Source organism: Pseudomonas sp. zfem003 (assembly GCF_032621675.1).
GTDB classification, from domain to species: Bacteria; Pseudomonadota; Gammaproteobacteria; order Pseudomonadales; family Pseudomonadaceae; genus Metapseudomonas; species Metapseudomonas otitidis.
This window is the reverse complement of sequence record NZ_JAVYJG010000004.1, coordinates 435,085-454,695: the sequence shown is the minus strand read 5'-3', so window position 1 is coordinate 454,695 and position 19,611 is coordinate 435,085. Positions and strand designations below refer to the sequence as shown.

Sequence of the window (19,611 nt, the reverse complement as noted above, 5' to 3'; positions counted from 1 at the left end):
TGGCATCGAGGGGCCGCCACTCTACTCGAAGTGGCAGGACGAGGCCGTGCACAGGCCCCATTCCGAATACCCCTCAGTAGGACGGGCCGACTTCCCGCGCCAGGGTGGTGCGCAGCGACTCCAGGGGAAAGCCGGCCTCGGCGATCCGCTTGGGCAGCACGTAGAAGACCCGGGGTGCGATGAACAGCACCAGGAATTCGTCGTTCTCCCGCCAGCCGTGGAAGTTGCTCCAATTGACGACCGCCTGGCCGACGGCCGACTGGAAGTGCAGGCCCTCTGGCGCGAAGCCGACCTTCTGCTCCTGCTGCATCAGCGCATAGCGGCGGTACTGCCGGCGAACCAGGACCGGCCGCACCACCAGGCGTATCACCAGGGCGGCCAGCACCCCGCCACCGATACCGCCCACCAGGGGATAGGCCGTCGCCTTGTCCCCGATCTTCAGCGAGTACAAGGCCATGGCGACCAGCACGAACAGCCCCGCAAGCAGCAGGTTGCGGTGGCGGGTACGCAGGCGTCCGCCGAGGCGGCTGCTGCGCAGGTAGTCCTGCTCGCTGATGCGATAGGGGGTGAGGGTCGGCTCGCTCATCCGGGGCGTCCTGCGGTGATCGGTCGCGCAGCATAACGGCCGCGCGATCATGCGGCGATGACGCCCCGCACAAAACCTCCGCAGGCCCCGCCACCTGGGCGATGGACCCTCCCATGGGGGCCAGGCGCCAGCATCGCCGATGATCAGGTCAGCGCGTCAGGCGGTTGGCGCCAAGGTACGTTTGGCTCTACCCTGAGCCGCGCCCGGAGCCCTGTCCCACGACATCTGGACGCCTCATTCCGCCAGAACAAGAACGTACGGATGCCCGCAGAAACACCCCAGCAACGGGTCATCGTCGCCGATGACCACCCCGTATTCCGCGAAGGCCTGCGCCGCATCGTGCAGCGCGTCCTGCCCTACGCCGTGATCGAAGAAGCCGGCACCATGGACGAGGTGCTGGCCCTTGCACACCAAGGCCCGCCCCCTGCCCTGTTCATCCTCGACCTGCTGTTCCCCGGCCAGTCCATGGCGGCCATCGGCGAGCTGCGCCAGGCCTTCAAGCGCAGTTCCCTGGCAGTGGTGTCGATGGTGGACAACCAGAAGACCGTCGACGAGGTCATGGCCGCCGGGGCCGATGGCTTCATCGGCAAGGCCGTGGCGCCGGACGAGATGGGCGCGGCCCTGGCGGCGATCCTCGCCGGCGAGTTCGTGGTGCGCTACGACCACAGCCAGGCCGGCCTCGACGGCGGGCTCGACGTCGACCCGCTCTACACCCAGCTCACCCCGCGTCAGCAGGACGTGCTGCGGCTGATCGCCAACGGCCTGTCCAACAAGGAGATCGCCCGGGAGCTGGACATCTCGCCCTTCACCGTGCGCATCCACGTCTCCTCGCTGTTGCGCGTGCTGGGGGTCAGCAGCCGCGCCGCCGCAGCGGCCTGGGCCGCCAAGACGGGGCTCTGAGGCCGCTCAGGCCTCGGCGTGCTCCCGCGCCAGCCCCACCTTCAGCGCCATCAGCACCGAACGCAGCTCCGCCGGGTGCACCGGCTTGGACAGCACCGGCACGTCGGGGTCGCCCAGCGCATCCTGCACGCGGCGCACGTCGTGCCCGGTGATCACCACCGCCGGCACCGGCCAGCCGGCCTGGTCCCGCAGGCGGGCGATGCAGTCCGCACCGGAGGCCTCGGTGCCCAGGTCGAAGTCGGTGATCACCAGGTCGCACGCCTCCGGTGCCGCCGGCAGGGCCGCGCTGGCCTCCACCCGGCAGCCCCAGCGCTCCAGCAGGCTGGCGGTGGCATGCAGGACGTTGCGGTCGTCCTCCAGCAGCAGCACCCGCAGCCCGTCCAGCAGGCGCAGCGGCAGGCTGCTCACGGTCGACGGCTGGCGCTGCGGCGCCTGGACTGCCTGCAAGCCCTCGATGGCCACGCTGGTGCCGCGCCCGAGCCGTGAGGCGATGCGGATCTCCAGCCCCATCAGGCCACTGAGCCGACGCACGATGGCGAGCCCCAGGCCGACGCCCTCGATGTCGTGGTCACGGGCCTGGCGCACCCGGTAGAACTCGTCGAAGACGTTCTCCAGGTGCTGCGGGGCGATGCCCTTGCCCCGGTCGTGCACCTCGATGGACCAGCCGCCGTTGCGCCGCCGGCAGGCCACCAGCATGGGCTTGCCCGGCGCGTACTTGAGGGCGTTGGAGATGAGGTTCTGCACCATGGTCGCCAGCAGGTTCGGGTCGCAGGAGACATGCACGTCGCCCGGCACCCGCAAGCGGATGTCCACCCCGGCCCAGCGCGCCGCCTGGGCGTTCTGCTCCACCAGCTCGCCCAGCAGCTCGGACACCGACACCGGCTGCAGGCGCGGCGCCACCTTGCCGCCGTCCAGGCTGTACATGTCGAGGATCGAACGGAACAGCTGGGCCACGCTGTGCAGCGACTTGTCGATGCTGTCCACCAGGCGGCGCTCGTCCTGGCCCAGCTCGGCATCGCGCAGGCAGGCGGTGAACAGGCTGATGGAATGGATCGGCTGGCGCAGGTCATGGCTGGCCTGGGCGAGGAAGCGCGACTTGGCCAGGTTGGCGGCACGCTCCGCCTCGCTGGCGCGCTTGGCCTGGGCCAGCAGCACGTTGACGTAGGCCGGCACGATCAGGGTAGTGACCACCAGGGTGAGCACCAGGTAGGGCTGCTCCCGCCAGTACGATGACGTCAGGGTGACGATGGCCAGGCAGCACAGCGCCAGGCCGGTGGCGATGGTCAGGTAGCGCGAGCCATAGCGCAGGCCGTTGCCCACAGTGACCCACAGCAGCACGCCATACACCGGCAGCAGGGGCGGACCGCCCACCACCAGTCCGAAGGTCAGCGCCGAATAGTCATGCAGCATGCTGAACAGCCGCCGCGCCGGGTAATGCCCGGGCCAGCGCACAATGCAGGCCAGCAGCACCAGGCTGGCGAAGAAGAAGCAGCCGAAGTAGATGAGGATGGGCACCGTCTGCGCCGGCGTCGCCAGGCCGGTGAACAACATGAAGCTGATGTAGAGGCTGGCGGCCACCGCCATCACCAGGCGGACGACTGCCTGGGAGCGTTCGGTGTCCGGGACGCGGTCCGGTGCAGTGCTCATGGGCTATCCCTGTGCGGGGCTCCGTCGGGAGCCGGTTCCATCGAGGCGGACACCTTATGCGCCACGCGGGGCCTCGTTCAAGGCTGCGTTTCGCCTGCGCCGCGCTGGGCGACCGCTGGTCCCCCTGACCCGAACCTTGCGGGGCCGGCACAGGCCGAACCCTGTGTCAGTCAATGCAACCCAGGAGACGACCATGGACATGAAACGCCCCCTCTGCGCCCTGCTGCTCGGCGCCATGCTCGGTGCCAGTGCCTTGCCGGCGCTCGCTGCCAACGACGGCAGCACCGGCCCCACCCAACCCGGCGCCACCAGCCCCGGTTCCCCCGCCTCGCCCAGTTCGCCGGGCGCGCTGCCGGGCAACAACACCGGCCCTGGCAGCAATGGCTCGTCGAACGGCACCGGTAACGGGACCGGCACCTCGGGCAGCCCCACCACCCCGGGCGGCAACGGGTCCGGCGGCATGGGCAGCGACGGCATGGGTAACGGCGGCTCGGGCACGGGCTCCGGGACGGGCACTGGCTCCGGTGGCTCCACGGGCGGCTCCTCCACAGGGGGCGCGAGCGGCGGTGCCACCGGGGGCTCCAGCGGCGGCGCCAGTGGTGGCATCAGCGGCGGGCAGTAGCCGCGTTAGCCACGGGGCTGCGCCCAATGGTCGCAGCCCTGCTTCCAAGGCCGCGCCAGAGGCCCAACTCCTTCATTTGGCAAGGAAATTTCGGACACGTCCGTATCGCGCCAGTACCGCCGACTGATAAAGTCGCCGCCCATGAAACCCGCCCCCTCGACCCGGACACTGACCGCCTGGCTGCTCTACGCGAGCGTCCTGTTCAGCCTGTTCGCCTGCGGGTTGCACCACGGCCAGATGACCGGCCTGGAGCTCAGCGGTCTTGATGGCGGCTACTGCAGCCTCGGCCACGATGCGTCCGACAGCCTCGGCGACAACGGCAGCGACCACGCGCAGATGCAGTTCACCTGCCCGCTGTGCTCCTCCTACGCTGCCGCCGTTGCGCTGAACAGCGACGCCTGGCAGCTCGACCTGGGCATCGCCCCGCGCGTGGTGCCCCTCGACGCCAACCAGCACCCCCAGCCGCCTCCCCGCGAACGCTGGCCCTCGCTCAACCCCCGCGCCTCCCCCACCCCTTTCCTGCCCGCCTGAACCGCCCCGGCGCCTGACGCGCCGGCCCGCTGCTGCACGCTTGCAAGGAAAGAGCCTCCATGACTCCGAAGTACACCTGCCTGGCGCTGGCGATCTGCGCCTGCAACCTCGCCTACGCCGCTGAAAACAAGCACGACGCCCTCGAACTGCCCACCAGCACCGTCAACGCCGACCGTGAGAAGCAACCCGGCCTGGACCTGGACAGCCAGTCCCCCGGCACCTCGCGCCTGGGCCTGAGCCTGCGGGAGAACCCCGCCTCGGTGGCCGTGGCCGACCGCGAGAAGATCGACCGCATCGGCGCGCGCAACTTCCTCGACGTGGCCAACGCCCTGCCCGGCGTCAACGCCTCCGCCCCGCCCGGCTGGGGCGGCTACGTCGCCTACCGCGGCTTCAACGGCGCCCAGGTCAACCAGCTGTTCAACGGCATCAGCCTGCAGTACAGCGCCGCCAACCGCCCGGTGGACGCCTGGATCTACGACCGCGTCGAGCTGGTCGGCGGCCCCTCCTCCTTCCTCCACGGCAGCGGCTCGGTGGGCGGCAGCCTCAACTACATCACCCGCCTGGCCAGCCGTGAGGACAGCGGCGAAGCGCGCATCCGCTACGCCCGCTTCGATGACCGGGAAACCTCCATCGGCATCAACCGTGCCCTCAACGACGGCCCCGGCCCGCGTCATTACGCGCGCCTGGACTTCAGCCGCAACGACAGCAACGGCTACATCGACCGCCAGGAGCGCGGCGCCAGCAACGTCGCCTTCTCCCTGCTCAGCGACCTCACCGACCGCCTCTCCCACACCCTGGCGGTGGAGTACCTGGAAGAGAAGGAAGACAGCCCCTACTGGGGCGCACCGACGCTCAACGCCAACCGCACCGGCGAGCTGAAGATCGACCGCCACGACCGCTTCAGCAACTACAACGTCGACGACGGCCGCTACGAGCAACGCACCCGCTGGCTGCGCTCCATCACCGACTACCAGGTGGATGACGCCACCAGCCTGCGCAACACCTTCTACCACTACGAAGGCCAGCGCGATTACCGCAACCTCGAGGTCTACAAGTACAACGCCGCCGGCAACATCGCCCGCAGCAGCGCCTACCTGCAGCGCCACGACCAGGAGCTCAACGGCAACCGCCTGGAGCTGCTGCACAAGGGCGAGCTGTTCGGCCGCGTCAGCGACTGGGCCTTCGGCCTCGACTACAGCGTCAACCAGCAGAGCGTCTACCCGCGCTCCAGCAGCGGCACCGTCGACATCGTCACCCCGGGCAACCCCGACCCCGGCAGCTTCGACGACATCCCCGGCATGGCCAGCGGGCTGGTCAAGGCCCGCAGCAACGAGGTGCGTACCACCTCCGGCTTCGCCGAGAACCGCCAGCAGCTGACCGACAGCCTCTCGCTGATCACCGCCCTGCGCTACGACCACATCGAGCTGGACGCCACCAACCACGGTGCCGTCAGCGCCAACGCGCCGTCCTCCTTCGAGCGCCGCTGGGACGCCATCACCGGGCGTGCCGGGCTGGTCTGGCAGTTCACCTCCGACGCCAACCTCTATGTGCAATACAGCACCTCGGCCGAGCCGCCGGGCGGCACCCTCACCGGCGCCTCCTTCACCCAGGTGCGCGACTACGACCTGAGCACCGGCAAGCAACTGGAAGTGGGCAGCAAGCTGGACTTCGACGAAGGCCGTGGCAGCGCCACCGTCGCCGCCTACCGGATCGTCCGCAAGGACTTCCCCATCAGCGACGTCAACAACCCCAACGGCACCGTCCAGGCCGGCCAGCAGACCTCCGACGGCGTGGAACTGGCGGCCTCCTACCGCTTCACCCCGCAGTGGACCCTGGAAGGTAACTTCTCCTGGGTGGACGCCCGCTTCGACGACTTCAACGAGACCGTCGGCGGCGTCAACGTCTCGCGCAAGGGCAAGACCCCAGTGAACATCCCCGACCGCCTGGCCAACCTCTGGCTCACCTGGGAGCCGGTGCAGGGCTGGCGCACCGGCGTGGACGCGCGCTACGTGTCGGCGGTGTACGCCAACAACGCCAACACCCAGTGGGTGCCCTCCTACACCCTCTACGGCGCCTTCGTGGAGCACCAGCTGGACGCCAACACCAAGGTCAGCGCGCGGCTGCGCAACCTGACCGACGAGGTCTACGCACGCTTCATCCACCAGAGCAACGCGCAGTACTACCTGGGTGAGCCGCGCAGCCTCGAAGTAGCGCTGGACCTGCGTTTCTGAGGCGGCCGTGATGAAACGCCACCTCTACCTCTGGCACCGCTGGCTGGGCATCGCGCTGTGCCTGTTCATGGCGCTGTGGTTCGTCTCCGGCATCGTCATGCTCTACGTCGGCTACCCCAAGCTGACCCAGGCCGAGCGCCTGCAGCACCAGGCGCCGCTGGCCTGTACCGGCTGCGTGTCGCCGGCCCAGGCCCTGCAGGCGGCCGGCGGCGAGGCGCCGCGCAGCCTGCGCCTGGCCCAGGTGGCGGGCCAGCCGCGCTACCTGCTCGGCTACGCCAGCGGCAACCGCGCGGTGGACGCCCGCAGCGGCCAGGTGCTGGACGGGGTCGGCTCCACCGAAGCGCTGGGCATCGCCCGGCACTTCGGCGGCGCCGAGGCGGACCACCTCGGCCTGGTCGAGGAAGACCTCTGGAGCCACAGCCGCGCCCTCGACGCGGACCGGCCCCTGCACCGCGTGCAACTGCGCGATGCCGCCGGCACCCAGCTCTACCTGTCCTCGCGCACCGGTGAAGTAGTGCGCGACGCCAGCGCCCACGAGCGCGCCTGGAACCTGCTCGGGGCCTGGCTGCACTGGCTGTACCCGCTGCGCGGTGGATGGCTGGATGGCGCCTGGTCGAACATCGTCATCTACCTCGCCCTCGCCGCCACGCTGATGGCCCTGCTGGGCATGGTGGTCGGGTTGCTGCGCTGGCGCTTCTCCAAGCCCTACCGCAGCGGCTCGCGCTCGCCCTACCCCTCGGGGTTCGGCCGCTGGCACCACATCAGCGGGCTGCTGTTCGGCACCCTGCTGGTGCTGTGGATCTTCAGCGGGCTGATGTCCATGCGCCCCTGGCACCTCACCGAAGGCCGCTCGACCTTGACGCCGGCAGTCTTCCAGGGCGCCCCGCTCAGCGCGGCGACACTGCATGGCGACCTGGCGAGCGCCCTGCAGCGCCTGGAGCAATCGGGCCTCGCACCGGTGGAGCTGGAATGGCGGATGCTCGGCGGGCATGCCTACCTCAGCGCGCTGGATGCCCAGGGCAACAGCCGCGTGCTGCCGCTGGACGGCACCGGTCCGGCGCTGGAACGGCTGCCCCAGGCGACCCTGGAAGCGGCTGCACCGATCCCGGTGGCCCACACCGAATGGCTGCAGCACTACGACGCGTACTACTACGCCCGGGGCAACGCCAGCATGTACGGCGGCCAACCCCGCCGCCTGCCGATGCTGCGGCTCCGGTTCGAGGACGACGGCCACAGCTGGGTCCACCTGGACCCGCACACCGGCGCGGTGCTGGACGTGCTGGACGGCAACCGCCGGGCCGGCCGCTGGCTGTTCAACCTGCTGCACAGCTGGGACTGGTCCCCGCTGCTGGAGCGTCCCCTGCTGCGCGAGGCGCTGGTGATCGGCTTCAGCCTCGGTGGCCTGGCGATCTGCCTCAGCGGCGTGGTGATCGGTTGGCGCCGCCTGCGCCCACGGCGGCGCAGGCGCTGAAACACCGTGCGCGCCGGTGCAACCCGGCGCGCACGGGCTCCCCGCCCCGTAACGTTGTGCACATCCACCGTTCAGAAAACCACCAGCCCGGCACAGGCCCCGCCTGCCGGGCGCCGAGGTCGTCGGTCAACTGCTTATCCACAGAGTCATCCACCGTTTCTGTGGGTAGCACCCGGCCATCACGCCGGGTTGCACCTGTCCTCAGACCTGCGGCAGATGCTTGGTCACGCAGTGGATGCCACCGCCCCCGGCGGCGATCGGGTCGATGTTCAACTGCTCCACCACCCGCCCCGGGTAGAGCCGGGTCAGCAGCGACTTGCAGTAGGCGTCCGCCGCCGCATCGCCGAACTGCGGGGCGATCACCGCGCCGTTGAGCAGCAGGAAGTTGATGTAGCCGGGGGCGAAGTCCGGGTTGCCCTGGGTGTACACATTGCTGCGCACCTTCAGCGGCGGCGGCAGCGTGTGCACCACCAGGCGACGGCCATCGGCGTCGGTGGCCGCCTTGAGGATCTCCAGGTGGCGGCGGGTCACCGCGTAGTCGTAGGACTTCGGGTCGTTGTCCAGGTTGGCGATGACCACGCCCGGCTCCACGAAGCGCGCGTAGAAGTCCACGTGGGCGTCGGTGATGTCCTTGTCCTTGATGCCGGGCAGCCAGATGATCTTGCGCAGCCCGAGGTTGGCCTTCAGCTCCGCTTCGATCTGTGCCTTGCCCAGCCCCGGGTTGCGGTTGCCGTTGATCCAGCAGCTCTCGGTGAGGATCGCCGTGCCGGCGCCGTCCACTTCGATACCGCCGCCCTCGCCCACCAGCGCGCTGCGCAGGTAGCTGGCCTCCATCTCCTCGCTGAGAAGGTCGGCGACGCGGGTGTCGTTGCCGGCCGCCTGCTTGCGCCCCCAGCCGTTGAAGTTGAAGTCCACCAGCCCCAGGCCGCCGGCGCCGTCCGTTACGAAGCAACCGCCGTAGTCGCGCACCCACACGTCATCCAGTGCCACCGGCAGGTACTCGACGTTGACCGTGCCGCAGGCACTGCGCGCCTGGGCCAGTTGGCCGGGGCGATGCAGCACGGTGACCGGCTGGTACTTGGCAATGGTGCGGGCCAGCTTGCCCAGGGTGGCGTTCACCGCGCCGGCCCAGTCCTCCCAGATGGCGGAGGATGCGGCGTAGGCGATGATCACCCGCTCCTGGCGGTGGTGCTCGCCGGGCATGTACCAGCTGGCGGCCAGCGCCGCCGGCACCCGCGCCGCGCCGAGCCCCAGGCCCAGGGTGGCCGCGGCACCGAGCCCGCTGGCCACCATAATGTGTTTCATGAAATCGCGTCGTGTCGTCATTGCACGTGCTCCGTTCAACGGGCGGTCACTGGGACCGGGCGGTCTTGAAGGTGGTCCAGGCACGCATCCGCGCGCGCATGTCCCGCTGGGGGATGTCCTTGCCGGGAATCAGCCGCTCGTAGGTGGCCGCGTCGACGTAGATGTCCGGGTTGTTGCGCATGTCCTCGGCCACCAGCGGCCGCGCCGCCGCGCTGGAGGTCGGGTAGCCGGTGGCGTTGCTGATGGCCGCCATGCGCTCGGGACGCATGAGGAAGTTGATCAGCGCGTAGGCGTACTCCGGGTGCACGGCGTCGGCGGGAATGGCCATGGTGTCCATCCACACCGTGGTGCCTTCGCGGGGCACCCGGTACTGGAAGCGCACGGCCTTGCCGGCTTCGTCGGCGCTGCGCTGGGCCTGGGTCATGTCGCCGCTGTAGCCGAGGGACAGGCAGATATCGCCGTTGACCAGCTGGGTGACCGGCTGCGACTGGAACTTGCGGATGTAGGGCTTGATGCCCTTGAGCAGCGTCACGGCCTCGGCCAGGTCCTCCGGCCGGGCGCTGCGCGGGTCATGCCCCAGGTAGTTGAGCACCACCGCCAGCACCTCGTCGGGGGAGTCGATGAGGGAGATGCCGCAATCGGCGAAGCGCGCGGCCAGCTCGGGCTTGAACAGCATGTCCAGGCTGTTGACCGGCGCACCGGGCAGGCGCGCATCGATCTGCGCCTGGTTGTAGGTGAGGCCGATGGTGCCCCAGGTGTAGGGCACGGTGGCGTGGCGCGAGTACGGGTAGCGGGTCTGCAACGTCTTCAGGCCGGGCTCGATCTCGTCCAGGTGCTCCAGCCTGGCCGGGTCCAGCGGCTGCAGCGCACCGGCGCGCATCAACCGCTCGGCCACGGTGTCGCCGGGGAAGATCAGGTCGTAGCCGCTGTGGCCGGACATCATCTTGGCTTCCAGCGTCTCGCTGCTGTCCATCACGTCGTAGATGACGCGGATGCCGGTCTCGCGGGTGAAGGCCTCCAGGGTGTCGGGGGCGAAGTAGTCCGCCCAGTTGTAGAGGCGCAGCAGCTTCTCCTCGGCGTGCGCGCTGCCCAGGCCGAGCCCGAGGGCCAGGACCAGCAGGGATCTGCCCATGTTCATCGGCCGGCCTCCGTGGGGTGCCAGTGGCAGTGGGTGTGACGCCCGTCCAGCCCCAGCAGCGGGCGGTACATCTCCGGCCGGCGGTCGCGGTAGACGCCCCAGGTGAGGCGCTCCTCGGCCATGGCCGGGAGGTCCAGCGCCTGCACCCACACGCCTTCGGATTCACGGTCTGCCTCGGCCAGCAGGCGGCCCTTGTGGTCGGTGATGAAGGACGAGCCGTAGAACCGCATGCGCAGGTCGGCGTCGCTGCCGGCCACTTCCTCGCCGACGCGGTTGGCGGCGATCACCGGGAGGATGTTGGCGGCTGCGTGGCCACGCTGGGTCAGCTGCCAGTGGTCGCGGGAGTCCAGCCCGGCCGCCCCCGGCTCGGAGCCGATGGCAGTGGGGAACAGCAGCACCTCGGCGCCCATCAGCGCCAGGCAGCGCGCGGTCTCGGGGAACCACTGGTCCCAGCAGATGCCGGTGCCGATGCGCCCATAGGCGGTATCCCAGACGCGGAAGCCCGTGTCGCCGGGGCTGAAGTACTCCTTCTCCTGGTAGCCGATGGCGTTGGGGATATGGGTCTTGCGGTAGACGCCCAGCAGGCGGCCGTCGGCATCGGCCACGCTGAGGGCGTTGAAGTAGGCGTTGCCGGCCCGCTCGAACCAGCTCAGCGGCAGCACCACGCCCAGCTCCCGGGCAAGGTCGGCGAAGCGCGCGAGGATCGGGCTGCGTCCGTATTCCTGGGCCAGGGCCAGGTGGCGGTGGTCCTGCTCGATGCAGAAGTACGGGGTGGCGAACAGCTCCTGCAGCAGGATCAGCCGGGCGCCCTGGGCGGCCGCTTCGCGCACCAGCGCTTCGGCCCGGTCCAGGTTGCGCGCCAGGTCCCAGCTGCAGGCGAACTGGGTGGTGGCGACGGTGAGAAGACTCATCGGCTCAACCCTCCAACGGCCAGGCCGGCTGCTGCTGGGTGATGCAGTGCACACCGCCGCCGCCATGGGCCAAGTGGTTGATGCGCACCGGCACCACTTCGCGGCCGGGGAACGCCAGGCGCAGCGTGGCGGCCGCTTCGTCGTCTGCAGCAATGCCGTAGGCCGGCATGATGATGGCGCCGTTGGCGATGTAGAAGTTGGTGTAGGAGGCGCAGAACACCTCGGCCTCGGTGTCCACCGCATCGGTGGCCTCGAAAAGCTCCAGCATCTCGAAACGACGGCCCCGGGCATCGGTGGCCAGCTCCAGCGCACGGCGGTTCTCCCGCACCACGTCGGCGTACACCGAGCCGCTGTCGCGGGTGGCGTCCACCAGCAGCGCGCCGGGCCTGGCGAAGGCACAGACGCCGTCCACGTGGCCGTCGGTCATGTCGCCGGTGACGTGGTCCGGGTCGCCCGGCAGCCAGATGGTCTTGCGCACCCCCAGCAGGCGGGCGAACAGCGCCTCCATCTCGGCCTTGCTCACGCCGGGGTTGCGGTTGGCGTTGAGCAGCACCGACTCGGTGGTGATCAGCGTGCCCTGCCCGTCCACATGGATCGCACCGCCTTCGTTCACCAGCGGCGCATGGAGGCAGTCCAGGCCCAGGTCCGCCAGGATGCGCGCCCCCAGGGTGGCGTCCAGGCCATGGGCCGACTTGCCGCCCCAGGCATTGAAGCGCCAGCTGACGCCGGCGGCGCCCAGGCGCGGGTGCAGCACGAAGCTCGGGCCGGAATCGCGGCACCAGCTGTCGTCGATGGCCATCACCACCAGCTCCACATTCGGCCCGCACAACGCCCGCGCCCGCTCCACGGCGGACGGGTCCACCACCAGCTTCACCGGTTCGAAGCGGGCAATGGCGTTGGCCACCCGGACGAAGTCATCCTGGACGTCCGCCAGGGTCACGCCCCAGCCGTGCTCCCAGAGCGCCTGGTTGTGGGGAAACGCCATCCAGGTGGCGGCGTGGGGCGCCCATTCCGCCGGCATGAACCAGCCGTCGCGTGCATCGTCGATTTGCATACAAAGTGCCTTCAGTTAAAGATTTGTTATCACTGAAAACCGTGGCCGCGGTGATGGGCTGCATGCTAGGCCCGATGATTCGGGCCAACAAACGATGCTTTTTCCGTATTTCTGATTAGACAGGCTTATCAATCATGCTCAAGCACTGGCCTCCCCTGAACGCCCTGCGGGGTTTCGAAGCCGCCGCGCGGCTGGGCAGCTTCCACAAGGCGGCGGATGAGTTGCACCTGACCCAGTCGGCCATCAGCCAGCAGATCCGCAGCCTGGAAAGCTACCTGGAGCAGCCGCTGTTCTTCCGCAACGGGCGCAGCGTGGCCCTCACCGATGCCGGCCTGGACCTGCTCAGCACCACCCAGTCGATGCTTCAGCAACTGGCCGTGGGCATCCGCCGGCTGGACCAGTACCGCAAGCCCAACCAGCTGGTGGTGAACACCACGCCGGCCTTCGCCCGCCATTGGCTGGTACCGAACCTGGCGGACTTCCACCGAAACCACCCCGAGGTGGACCTCTGGCTGCTGACCACCGACGAAACCCCGGACATGGCCACCCAGACCATCGACATCGCCGTGCGCGACGACCTCAGCGCCCAGGCCGAATGCAGCTTCCGCGTACTGCTGGAAGACCGCTTGCAGCCGGCCTGCCACCCCGAACTGCTGGCCACGCCCGCAGCCGCACGCACCACCCTGCACGGCGAACGGGAAATGGATTGGAGTCACTGGCAGGTACAAGGCGGTGAGGACGTGGGGCAACAGAGCCAGGGCCTGAACTTCTCCGACCCCGGCCTGCTGCTGGACGCGGCCAGCCAGGGCCTGGGCATTGCCCTGGTGAGCCGGCTGCTGTCGGCCCGGGTGCGCGAACAGGGCCTGCTGGTGGCGCTGTCGGCGCGTGAAGTACGCGGCCCGAACTGGAGCTGGCTGGTGCATCGCGACAGCGAGGGCGATGCCCTCACCCGCAGCTTCTGCGACTGGCTGCTGGCGCGCCTGGAGGCTGCGGCCGGCGTCGCGGATTGAGGCGCTGAGCAGCCTGCCGGCACCGCTGGGAAACCGGCAGGCATACAGCCTTACGGCGCGGCCTTGGCCGTCTGGAACTGCAGGGCGTCGCGGGTGAGCTGGTCGATCACCGGGGCCAGGTCGGCGGCGGTGACCCTCTGCCGGTCGTTGCTCAGGGTCTTGCCGAAGCCCTTGCGCACCACCCGCAGCACCGACTTGCCGGTGGTGTTCTCCACCAGCTCGCCTTCCAGGTACAGCTCGGTGTTCTGGTCGCGCTCGCCGGTGGCGGCCATGGCGCCGCCCAGCACCAGGGCGATCGGCAGCACCTCGTAGGGGCGCAGGCCCTGGTTCGCGGCGGCGACGCCGGTGATGGCGCCACGGAACACCAGGGTGCGCGGGCCGGCCTGCTCGGGGCGGACCAGGCGCAGGCGCTGACCCAGGACGGCGGCCATCTGCTGGTTGGCACGGGCCAGCACGGCATCCAGGGTGGCCTGGTCGATGCGGGCATCGGGCTTGGGTTGCGGGTAGAAGCCCAGCGGTTGCAGCACCAGGCTGTCGTAGCGGGACAGGTCGAAGCCGGGGTCCACCCAGCGCATCACCGGCACACCGGAGGCGGAGCGGGTCGGCTCAAGGCCTTCGTAGCTGGAGAGGAAGCCGGAATACTGGTCCTGGCTCACGGTCTTGCTGGTGCAGCCACCGAGGGCGACACCCACGGCGAGGACAACGGGGAGCAGCGTGCGGATCGGGTTCATGCGGGTGTTCCTCCAGGGGTGAAATCATCGTTCTCGGGGCGTACGGATGCCGGCACCCTTGCCATGGCCGGGCCCCAAATCGTTGAAACCTGCGTCAAGAACAGCCGGGAACCGACTACAGCTCCCGGAAAATCGAATCCGCTGCGGGCTCGGGCTCACCGAAGTCGATCCCACTGGCCTGTTCGGCCAGCTGCGGCTCCAGCCCCAGCGCCAGGAGAATGCTTCTGGCCAGCGCCCGGATGTAGGCCTCGTCGATCTCCCGCTGCAGCAACGTGCCAAAGGTGCAGAGCACCGGACCGAGCACCAGGTCGATCGCCAGCGACGTCTCCTGCACCGTGAACAACCCCTGCTCGCGACCGCTGAGCACTTCGCGCCCGATCACCGCCATGGCACTGCCACCGGCGAACACCGCCTGGGCACCACCCTTGGCGAGGAACGCGGCAATGACCGGGTAGCGCCGCGCCAGCTTCACGCACAAGGTCACGCCACAGGCCACGCGCACAGCCGGGTTGTCGTGGCGGAGCACGATCGGGTCGACCGAGCCGATGATCTCCACGCTCACCTCTGCCGCCACCGCCAGGAACAGCTCCCGCTCCGAGCGGAAGTGGTTGTAGAAGGTGCCTCTCGACAGTTCCGCCTGGCGGATCACCAGGTCGATGATCGGCTCGTCGACGCCCCGCTCCGCCAGCAGGCGGAACGCCGTGATGACCAACTTGCGACGGGTACGCTGGCGGCGCTCGGCGCCCACCTTGGTGCGGTGATCAGGCACGTGCCACCTGATGCATCAAAGCCTCCTAGAAGTGATAGGACATCCCGAGGTAGGGGCCCTCGTTCTCCATGTCGTAGACGAAATCGCCCTTGTCGTAGTCGACCTTCATGTAGCGGAACCCCATTTCCGCCTCGAACTGGTCGCTCAGCATCCAGGACAGCCCCAGCGATGCCTGGGTGGTGAGGTCCGACCCGAGCCCGAACCCGCCGACATCGCCACTGGCCACCACCGCCACCTCGCGGGTGAGCGGAACGCGCCCGCGCAGGCCGATGAAGGGCTCGACCCAGTCGACGCTTTGGGTGTGGTCCAGCTCGGCCGTGGCACCGAAGACCGAGGCATCCAGGTCGAGGGACGCCTTGATGCGGTTGTAGCGAATGCCGACGAAGCCGTCCGAAACGACTGGCGAGTCTAGCCATCTGTAGGCCAGCGCACTAGAGAGCATCAGCTGGCTGGTGGTCATGTCGGCATCCACCCTGGCGCGCCCGCCGGGTGAGGCGACGCCCACCGAGTCGGAGGTCTTCATGTACAGGCTGTCGACGAGGATGCCCCAGCGCCCCTTCTGGAACTCCATGGCCCCCATGAAGCCGGCATCCAGGGTGTTGAGGATGTCGGAGAAGCTCATGTCCACCTGGGCCTCGGGCAGGTCGCGGATCCGGGTGCTGCCGTGCATGCGGGTGGCCCAGAGATAGGGGTTGATCTTCACCGCCCAGGCATCGGGATCAGCGCGGTCGGCCGCCTGGGTGGGAACGCTGGTGATCGCGCCACCCAGCAGCAGGGTGGCGAGGGCGAAAACATGGCGTGCGTCCATCTGCAGGCTCCTGGCGGTCAGAGGTCGATGCTGGAGATGGCCCAGTCGATGCCCTTGAAGTCGGGCATCTCGCGGCCGTCGTCGGCGCCGAATTCGGCCGCCATCACGGTGTTGAGCTTGGCGTTGAGCGACATCAGCAGTGCGCTGTCCGCCGAGGCGGCGAGGTTGGTCTTCTCCAGCGGGTCGGCCGCGAGGTCGAACAGCTCCAGCTCGTTCCAGCGCCGCAGGGCCTCCAGTGTGGTGGGCGTGTTGCGCTCCACCGGCGCGAAGTAGCGGGTGAACTTGTGGCGCCCGTCGAACACCGTGCGCAGGCTGCCGCGCTTCTTCATGTCGGGGCGGTAGCCGGCCTCTTGCATCGCCACGTTGGGCGGCACACCCCGTGTGCGGCCCTCGGAGACGATGCGGATCAGCTCGCTGTCGTTGGTGGCGATGCCGCTGTAGGTGAAGAGGATCTGCTCACGCACGGTGTGCAGCCCGCTCGCCTGGACGTTGTTCAGCGCGCGGGAAATGTCGCGCCCCGGCAGGTCGCGACCGGCGACGTCGGCCACCTTGCCCGCCTCGACCCCACACAGTGAGAGCACCGAAGGCACCAGGTCGAGGTGGCTGGTCAGCGACAGGCAGCGCTGCCCGCCCCGCACATCCGGGTGGCGGACGATCATCGGGACGTGGACGGACTCCTCGTAGGCGAACGGGCCCTTTCCACGCAGGCCATGGGCGCCGCCCATTTCGCCGTGGTCGGAGGTGAAGATGACGAGGGTGTTCTGGTCCAGGCCCAACTGGTCCAGCTCGTCGAGCAGGCGGTTGAGCTGGCTGTCCACCGACACCAGGGAGTTGTAGTAGAAGTCGTTGAAGCGCCGCCAGCGGGCGTCCTCGCTGGGGATGTGGCCCAGGGTGTAGCCCCAGGCGCGGTCGAACTCGCCATGGGCCTTGGGCCGGCCGGCCTCGGTCAGGCTCTGGTAGCGGGTAGCGGCCAGCGGCAGGGACCAGCGCTTCTCGTATGCCGGGTGCTTCGGGGCGCGGGCCGCCGGCATCAACAGCTTGCCGTTGTCCTGCACCTGCTCGGCGCCGTGGTCGGTGTTGAAGTACATGATGTCGTGGGGGTTCACCAGGCTGACGAACAGCGACCAGGGCTTGCCCTCGTCGGCCAGCGCCTTGCCGGTGCCACGCAGCCAGGAGATGGCGCTGCCGGCGATCATGTGGTCGTTCTGGTAGCCGCCCAGGGTGTGGGTCAGCACGTCGCCGGGCCAGGCGTAGTCGGAGAAGCCGTAGGCATCCATCTCGGGGGTGAACAGGCGCTCCGGGGTCTCCGGGTCGAAGGCGGAATTGAGGTGCCACTTGCCTTTGTAGGCCGTGTAGTAGCCGTGCTTGCGCAGCATGTGGCCGATGGTCGGGATGCCGGTGGAGAGCGACTTCACGTAGGGCATGTCGACGTTCTCGAACATGCCGTTGTCGGCGGTCTGCAGGCCGGTCATCAGCACCGCGCGCGAGCTGGTGCACATCACCGCCGAGCTGTAGTGGTTGTGGAAGGTGGTGCCGCTATCCATCAGGCGCTGATGGCCGCTGAGGGCCAGGTCTTCGTGCAGCGTGCGGGAGAAGCGCTCCTGGTCGGTGAAGATGAACAGCACGTTCGGGCTACCGGCACGCTTGCCCACCGCTGCCGCCTTCGCGCCAGGCGCTGGGGTGCTGGCGGCCTGTGCCGCGTTGGGCAGCACCGAGGCTGCCAGGGTCACCCCCGCCATGCCCAGGAACAGCCGCCGGGAAACTCCCCCCTCCTCCTGCTCCTCGTCTTGCTTGTCGATCGCCACGATTCTTCTCCCAGCCAACTGGTTAATGTCCGACGTCGATTTACGCGCCGAACTGTACGAATTGTCATTTTGGAGTTTTAGTTCACTTCAAGAATCGAGCAATCCCTCCTGGCCCTCGTCATACGGTTGTTTGACGCTTTTCCAAGGCATCGGAAAGTAGGTGCCAAGTCCGCGTTCTGATTGAAAAAAAGTGTAGGAAGCCCTCTGCCAACTGGTAGCACCTTGATGGCGAAAGACCCGACAATCGGTAGAAAATAGGAGATGAACGGTAGGAACTTTCTCAACGCACAGCAGGCGAGCCATTGCTCGCCGGGGCATGCACACGTTGCCGCTGATCGTCACCTGAAGCGAAGCCCCAGCCCGAAGGCCAGGGCGCGCGATCAAGCGAGGGCCAGGCGCAACCGGTACTGCGCCTCGGGGAACAGGCGACGGAAGAAGAAGCGCGCGGTGGCTTCCCGCGCAGTCCCGAGGCTGCGCTCGCGGCTGACCCGTGCGGCACGCAGCCAGGCATGGCCCAGCAGCAGCAAGGCGGTCACCTGCAGCAGGTCGGTGGCGGCCTCGTAGGGGCGCTGCGGCTCACTCGCCTGGGCCTCGCGCAATGTGGCCAGCGCGGCCTGCCAGCCGGCCATCAGTTGCGCCACCGCCATCCCTTCATCGTGCAGGGCGGTGCCTTCGGCCCGCTGGCACTCTGCGCGGATGCAGGCCACCAGCACAGCCAGGCCTGGCGCATCGTCCGGCAGCAGCTTGCGCAGCAGCAGGTCGTTGGCCTGGATCTCGTTGGTGCCCTCGTAGATCAGCGCAATGCGGCTGTCCCGCAGGGTCTGCTCGATGGGGTATTCGGTGCAGTAACCGTAGCCGCCGAACACTTGCAACGCCTGGCTGGCAAGCTGGAAGCCCTGCTCGGTGAACCAGGCCTTGACCACCGGCGTCAGCAGGGATGCCAGGGCGTGGGCCTCCGCCCGGCGGGAGGCCTCCGGCGCCTGCTCGGCGATGTCCAGCAGATGTGCCGCCCAGTAGCCCAGCATGCGCATGCCCTGGCTGTGCGCCTCCAGGGTCCGGAGGATGCGCTGCATGGCCGGGTGTGCGGCAATGGGATCGGCCTCGCCGCTGGCTCCGGGCGGGCGCGGCACCGCGCGCATCTGCCGGCGCTCGGCGGCATAGGCGCCGGCCTGCTGGCGGGCGAACTCGGCATGCCCGAGCCCCTGCAACCCCACGTGCAGCCGCGCGCCATTCATCATCACGAACATCGCCGCCAGCCCCTGGTTCGGCTCGCCCAGCAACCACCCCCGGGCACCGTCGAAACGCAGGCTGCAGGTGGCACTGCCACGGATGCCGAGCTTGTGTTCGAGGCCGTCGCAGCACACGCCATTGGCCTGCCCGTCCAGCTCCCGGGGCACCAGGAACAGCGAGATGCCGCGGGTGCCGGCGGGCGCATCGGGCAGGCGCGCCAGCACCAGGTGGAGGATGGCGTCGCCCAGGTCGTGATCGCCCCCGGAAATGAACAGCTTGCTGCCATGCAGGCGGTAGCTGCCTGCCTCCGCCGGTTCGGCACGGCAACGCAGCAGCCCCACGTCGCTGCCGGCCTGGGGCTCGGTGAGGCACATGGTGGGCACGCAACGGCCGCTCACCAGGGCCGGCAGCCAGGCGGCCTGGAGTTCCGCGCTGGCGAAGCGCCGCAGCACTTCGTAGGCGCCGTGGGCGATGCCCGGGTACATCGCCCAGGCGTGGTTGGTGGCGTAGAGCATCTCCAGCAGGCCGACGTTGAGCAGCTGCGGCAGGCCCTGCCCGCCCCATTCCGGGTCGCAGGCGAGCGATGGCCAGCCGCCCTCGACGAAGGCGCGGTAGGCGTCGGCGAAGCCGTCCGGGGTGAGCACCCGGCCGTTCTCCAGCCGGCATCCCTGACGATCGCCGGGGGTGTTCAGCGGTGCCAGGCGGTCCTCGGCAAAGCGCGCGGCCTGCTCCAGCACCTGGGCGGCCAGGGCATGGTCCAGCTCGGCGAAGGCCGGCAGCCGTGCCCAGTCCTGTTCGGCGTCCAGCCAGTGTTCGATGACGAATTGCATGTCATCCAGCGGGGCACGGTAGTGCGTCATGG

Annotated in this window: 17 protein-coding genes; 6 read left to right on the top strand and 11 right to left on the bottom strand. The window is 69.0% G+C overall.

What is annotated here, in order from left to right:
* Nucleotides 1–73 precede the first annotated feature (73 nt).
* Nucleotides 74–586 carry a YcxB family protein gene (locus RTK35_RS10980; RefSeq protein ID WP_208276278.1) on the bottom strand — a complete coding sequence of 171 codons (513 nt, stop codon included), beginning with the start codon at nucleotides 584–586 and terminating at the stop codon, nucleotides 74–76.
* Nucleotides 587–847: 261 nt separating this feature from the next.
* Between RTK35_RS10980 and RTK35_RS10975 the strand changes: the two genes are divergently transcribed.
* Nucleotides 848–1,486, top strand: coding sequence for a LuxR C-terminal-related transcriptional regulator (locus RTK35_RS10975; RefSeq protein WP_160481767.1), 639 nt, complete (start codon nucleotides 848–850; stop codon nucleotides 1,484–1,486).
* Nucleotides 1,487–1,492: 6 nt separating this feature from the next.
* On the opposite strand, the gene RTK35_RS10970 is transcribed toward RTK35_RS10975, so the two are convergent.
* The gene (locus tag RTK35_RS10970; RefSeq protein WP_316907996.1) at nucleotides 1,493–3,133 is read right to left on the bottom strand and encodes a hybrid sensor histidine kinase/response regulator; all 1,641 of its coding nucleotides are present in this window, start codon (nucleotides 3,131–3,133) and stop codon (nucleotides 1,493–1,495) included.
* A 193-nt stretch (nucleotides 3,134–3,326) separates the two neighbouring features.
* Between RTK35_RS10970 and RTK35_RS10965 the strand changes: the two genes are divergently transcribed.
* The 4 genes from RTK35_RS10965 (at nucleotide 3,327) to RTK35_RS10950 (ending at nucleotide 7,988) form a co-directional block, all read left to right on the top strand.
* Complete coding sequence (locus RTK35_RS10965; protein ID WP_316907995.1) at nucleotides 3,327–3,755, top strand: hypothetical protein; 429 nt, start codon at nucleotides 3,327–3,329, stop codon at nucleotides 3,753–3,755.
* Nucleotides 3,756–3,896: 141 nt separating this feature from the next.
* The gene (locus tag RTK35_RS10960; RefSeq protein ID WP_316907994.1) at nucleotides 3,897–4,286 is read left to right on the top strand and encodes a DUF2946 domain-containing protein; all 390 of its coding nucleotides are present in this window, start codon (nucleotides 3,897–3,899) and stop codon (nucleotides 4,284–4,286) included.
* A gap of 59 nt (nucleotides 4,287–4,345) precedes the next feature.
* Nucleotides 4,346–6,517 (top strand): TonB-dependent receptor, encoded by a 2,172-nt coding sequence (locus tag RTK35_RS10955; protein ID WP_316907993.1) that lies wholly within the window; start codon nucleotides 4,346–4,348, stop codon nucleotides 6,515–6,517.
* Nucleotides 6,518–6,527: 10 nt separating this feature from the next.
* Nucleotides 6,528–7,988, top strand: a complete 1,461-nt coding sequence (locus RTK35_RS10950; protein ID WP_316907992.1) for a PepSY-associated TM helix domain-containing protein — start codon at nucleotides 6,528–6,530, stop codon at nucleotides 7,986–7,988.
* 201 nt (nucleotides 7,989–8,189) lie between these two features.
* Here the strand turns inward: RTK35_RS10950 and RTK35_RS10945 are convergent, their stop codons facing one another.
* The 4 genes from RTK35_RS10945 to RTK35_RS10930 are packed head-to-tail and all read right to left on the bottom strand — an operon-like array spanning nucleotide 8,190 to nucleotide 12,396.
* Nucleotides 8,190–9,314: an agmatine deiminase family protein gene (locus RTK35_RS10945; protein ID WP_316907991.1), complete on the bottom strand. Its 1,125-nt coding sequence runs from the start codon at nucleotides 9,312–9,314 to the stop codon at nucleotides 8,190–8,192.
* A gap of 25 nt (nucleotides 9,315–9,339) precedes the next feature.
* Nucleotides 9,340–10,431 carry an extracellular solute-binding protein gene (locus tag RTK35_RS10940; RefSeq protein WP_316907990.1) on the bottom strand — a complete coding sequence of 364 codons (1,092 nt, stop codon included), beginning with the start codon at nucleotides 10,429–10,431 and terminating at the stop codon, nucleotides 9,340–9,342.
* Nucleotides 10,428–11,342, bottom strand: coding sequence for an N-carbamoylputrescine amidase (aguB, locus tag RTK35_RS10935; RefSeq protein ID WP_172433745.1), 915 nt, complete (start codon nucleotides 11,340–11,342; stop codon nucleotides 10,428–10,430). Before aguB ends, RTK35_RS10940 begins: the two co-directional genes overlap by 4 nt.
* A 4-nt stretch (nucleotides 11,343–11,346) precedes the next feature.
* On the bottom strand, nucleotides 11,347–12,396 hold the full coding sequence (locus RTK35_RS10930) for an agmatine/peptidylarginine deiminase (RefSeq protein WP_236214652.1): 1,050 nt from the start codon (nucleotides 12,394–12,396) through the stop codon (nucleotides 11,347–11,349).
* A gap of 134 nt (nucleotides 12,397–12,530) precedes the next feature.
* On the opposite strand from RTK35_RS10930, the gene RTK35_RS10925 reads away from it, so the two are divergent.
* Entirely contained in the window at nucleotides 12,531–13,406 is an 876-nt protein-coding gene (locus tag RTK35_RS10925) for a LysR substrate-binding domain-containing protein (protein WP_316907989.1), read from the top strand.
* Nucleotides 13,407–13,456: 50 nt separating this feature from the next.
* On the opposite strand, the gene RTK35_RS10920 is transcribed toward RTK35_RS10925, so the two are convergent.
* The 5 genes from RTK35_RS10920 to RTK35_RS10900 all read right to left on the bottom strand — a co-directional run bounded on the left by RTK35_RS10920 (nucleotide 13,457) and on the right by RTK35_RS10900 (nucleotide 19,609).
* Complete coding sequence (locus RTK35_RS10920; protein ID WP_316907988.1) at nucleotides 13,457–14,137, bottom strand: DUF3313 domain-containing protein; 681 nt, start codon at nucleotides 14,135–14,137, stop codon at nucleotides 13,457–13,459.
* Between the two features lie 115 nt (nucleotides 14,138–14,252).
* A complete protein-coding gene (locus tag RTK35_RS10915; RefSeq protein WP_316907987.1) occupies nucleotides 14,253–14,906 on the bottom strand; it encodes a TetR/AcrR family transcriptional regulator in 654 nt (217 codons plus the stop codon).
* A gap of 25 nt (nucleotides 14,907–14,931) precedes the next feature.
* Nucleotides 14,932–15,714 carry a hypothetical protein gene (locus tag RTK35_RS10910; RefSeq protein ID WP_172433749.1) on the bottom strand — a complete coding sequence of 261 codons (783 nt, stop codon included), beginning with the start codon at nucleotides 15,712–15,714 and terminating at the stop codon, nucleotides 14,932–14,934.
* Between the two features lie 17 nt (nucleotides 15,715–15,731).
* Nucleotides 15,732–17,519: a sulfatase-like hydrolase/transferase gene (locus RTK35_RS10905; RefSeq protein WP_316907986.1), complete on the bottom strand. Its 1,788-nt coding sequence runs from the start codon at nucleotides 17,517–17,519 to the stop codon at nucleotides 15,732–15,734.
* 380 nt (nucleotides 17,520–17,899) lie between these two features.
* Nucleotides 17,900–19,609, bottom strand: coding sequence for an acyl-CoA dehydrogenase (locus tag RTK35_RS10900; RefSeq protein WP_316907985.1), 1,710 nt, complete (start codon nucleotides 19,607–19,609; stop codon nucleotides 17,900–17,902).
* Nucleotides 19,610–19,611: the final 2 nt, after the last annotated feature.

Excerpts from the sequence above, each read along its gene's own strand:
- RTK35_RS10965 (WP_316907995.1), top strand. The coding sequence starts at position 3,327 with ATGGACATGAAACGCCCCCTCTGCGCCCTGCTGCTCGGCGCCATGCTC.
- RTK35_RS10945 (WP_316907991.1), bottom strand. The coding sequence starts at position 9,314 with ATGACGACACGACGCGATTTCATGAAACACATTATGGTGGCCAGCGGG.
- RTK35_RS10970 (WP_316907996.1), bottom strand. The coding sequence starts at position 3,133 with ATGAGCACTGCACCGGACCGCGTCCCGGACACCGAACGCTCCCAGGCA.
- RTK35_RS10955 (WP_316907993.1), top strand. The coding sequence starts at position 4,346 with ATGACTCCGAAGTACACCTGCCTGGCGCTGGCGATCTGCGCCTGCAAC.
- RTK35_RS10940 (WP_316907990.1), bottom strand. The coding sequence starts at position 10,431 with ATGAACATGGGCAGATCCCTGCTGGTCCTGGCCCTCGGGCTCGGCCTG.
- RTK35_RS10950 (WP_316907992.1), top strand. The coding sequence starts at position 6,528 with ATGAAACGCCACCTCTACCTCTGGCACCGCTGGCTGGGCATCGCGCTG.
- RTK35_RS10920 (WP_316907988.1), bottom strand. The coding sequence starts at position 14,137 with ATGAACCCGATCCGCACGCTGCTCCCCGTTGTCCTCGCCGTGGGTGTC.
- aguB (WP_172433745.1), bottom strand. The coding sequence starts at position 11,342 with ATGAGTCTTCTCACCGTCGCCACCACCCAGTTCGCCTGCAGCTGGGAC.
- RTK35_RS10975 (WP_160481767.1), top strand. The coding sequence starts at position 848 with ATGCCCGCAGAAACACCCCAGCAACGGGTCATCGTCGCCGATGACCAC.
- RTK35_RS10900 (WP_316907985.1), bottom strand. The coding sequence starts at position 19,609 with ATGACGCACTACCGTGCCCCGCTGGATGACATGCAATTCGTCATCGAA.
- RTK35_RS10980 (WP_208276278.1), bottom strand. The coding sequence starts at position 586 with ATGAGCGAGCCGACCCTCACCCCCTATCGCATCAGCGAGCAGGACTAC.
- RTK35_RS10925 (WP_316907989.1), top strand. The coding sequence starts at position 12,531 with ATGCTCAAGCACTGGCCTCCCCTGAACGCCCTGCGGGGTTTCGAAGCC.
- RTK35_RS10960 (WP_316907994.1), top strand. The coding sequence starts at position 3,897 with ATGAAACCCGCCCCCTCGACCCGGACACTGACCGCCTGGCTGCTCTAC.
- RTK35_RS10930 (WP_236214652.1), bottom strand. The coding sequence starts at position 12,396 with ATGCAAATCGACGATGCACGCGACGGCTGGTTCATGCCGGCGGAATGG.
- RTK35_RS10910 (WP_172433749.1), bottom strand. The coding sequence starts at position 15,714 with ATGGACGCACGCCATGTTTTCGCCCTCGCCACCCTGCTGCTGGGTGGC.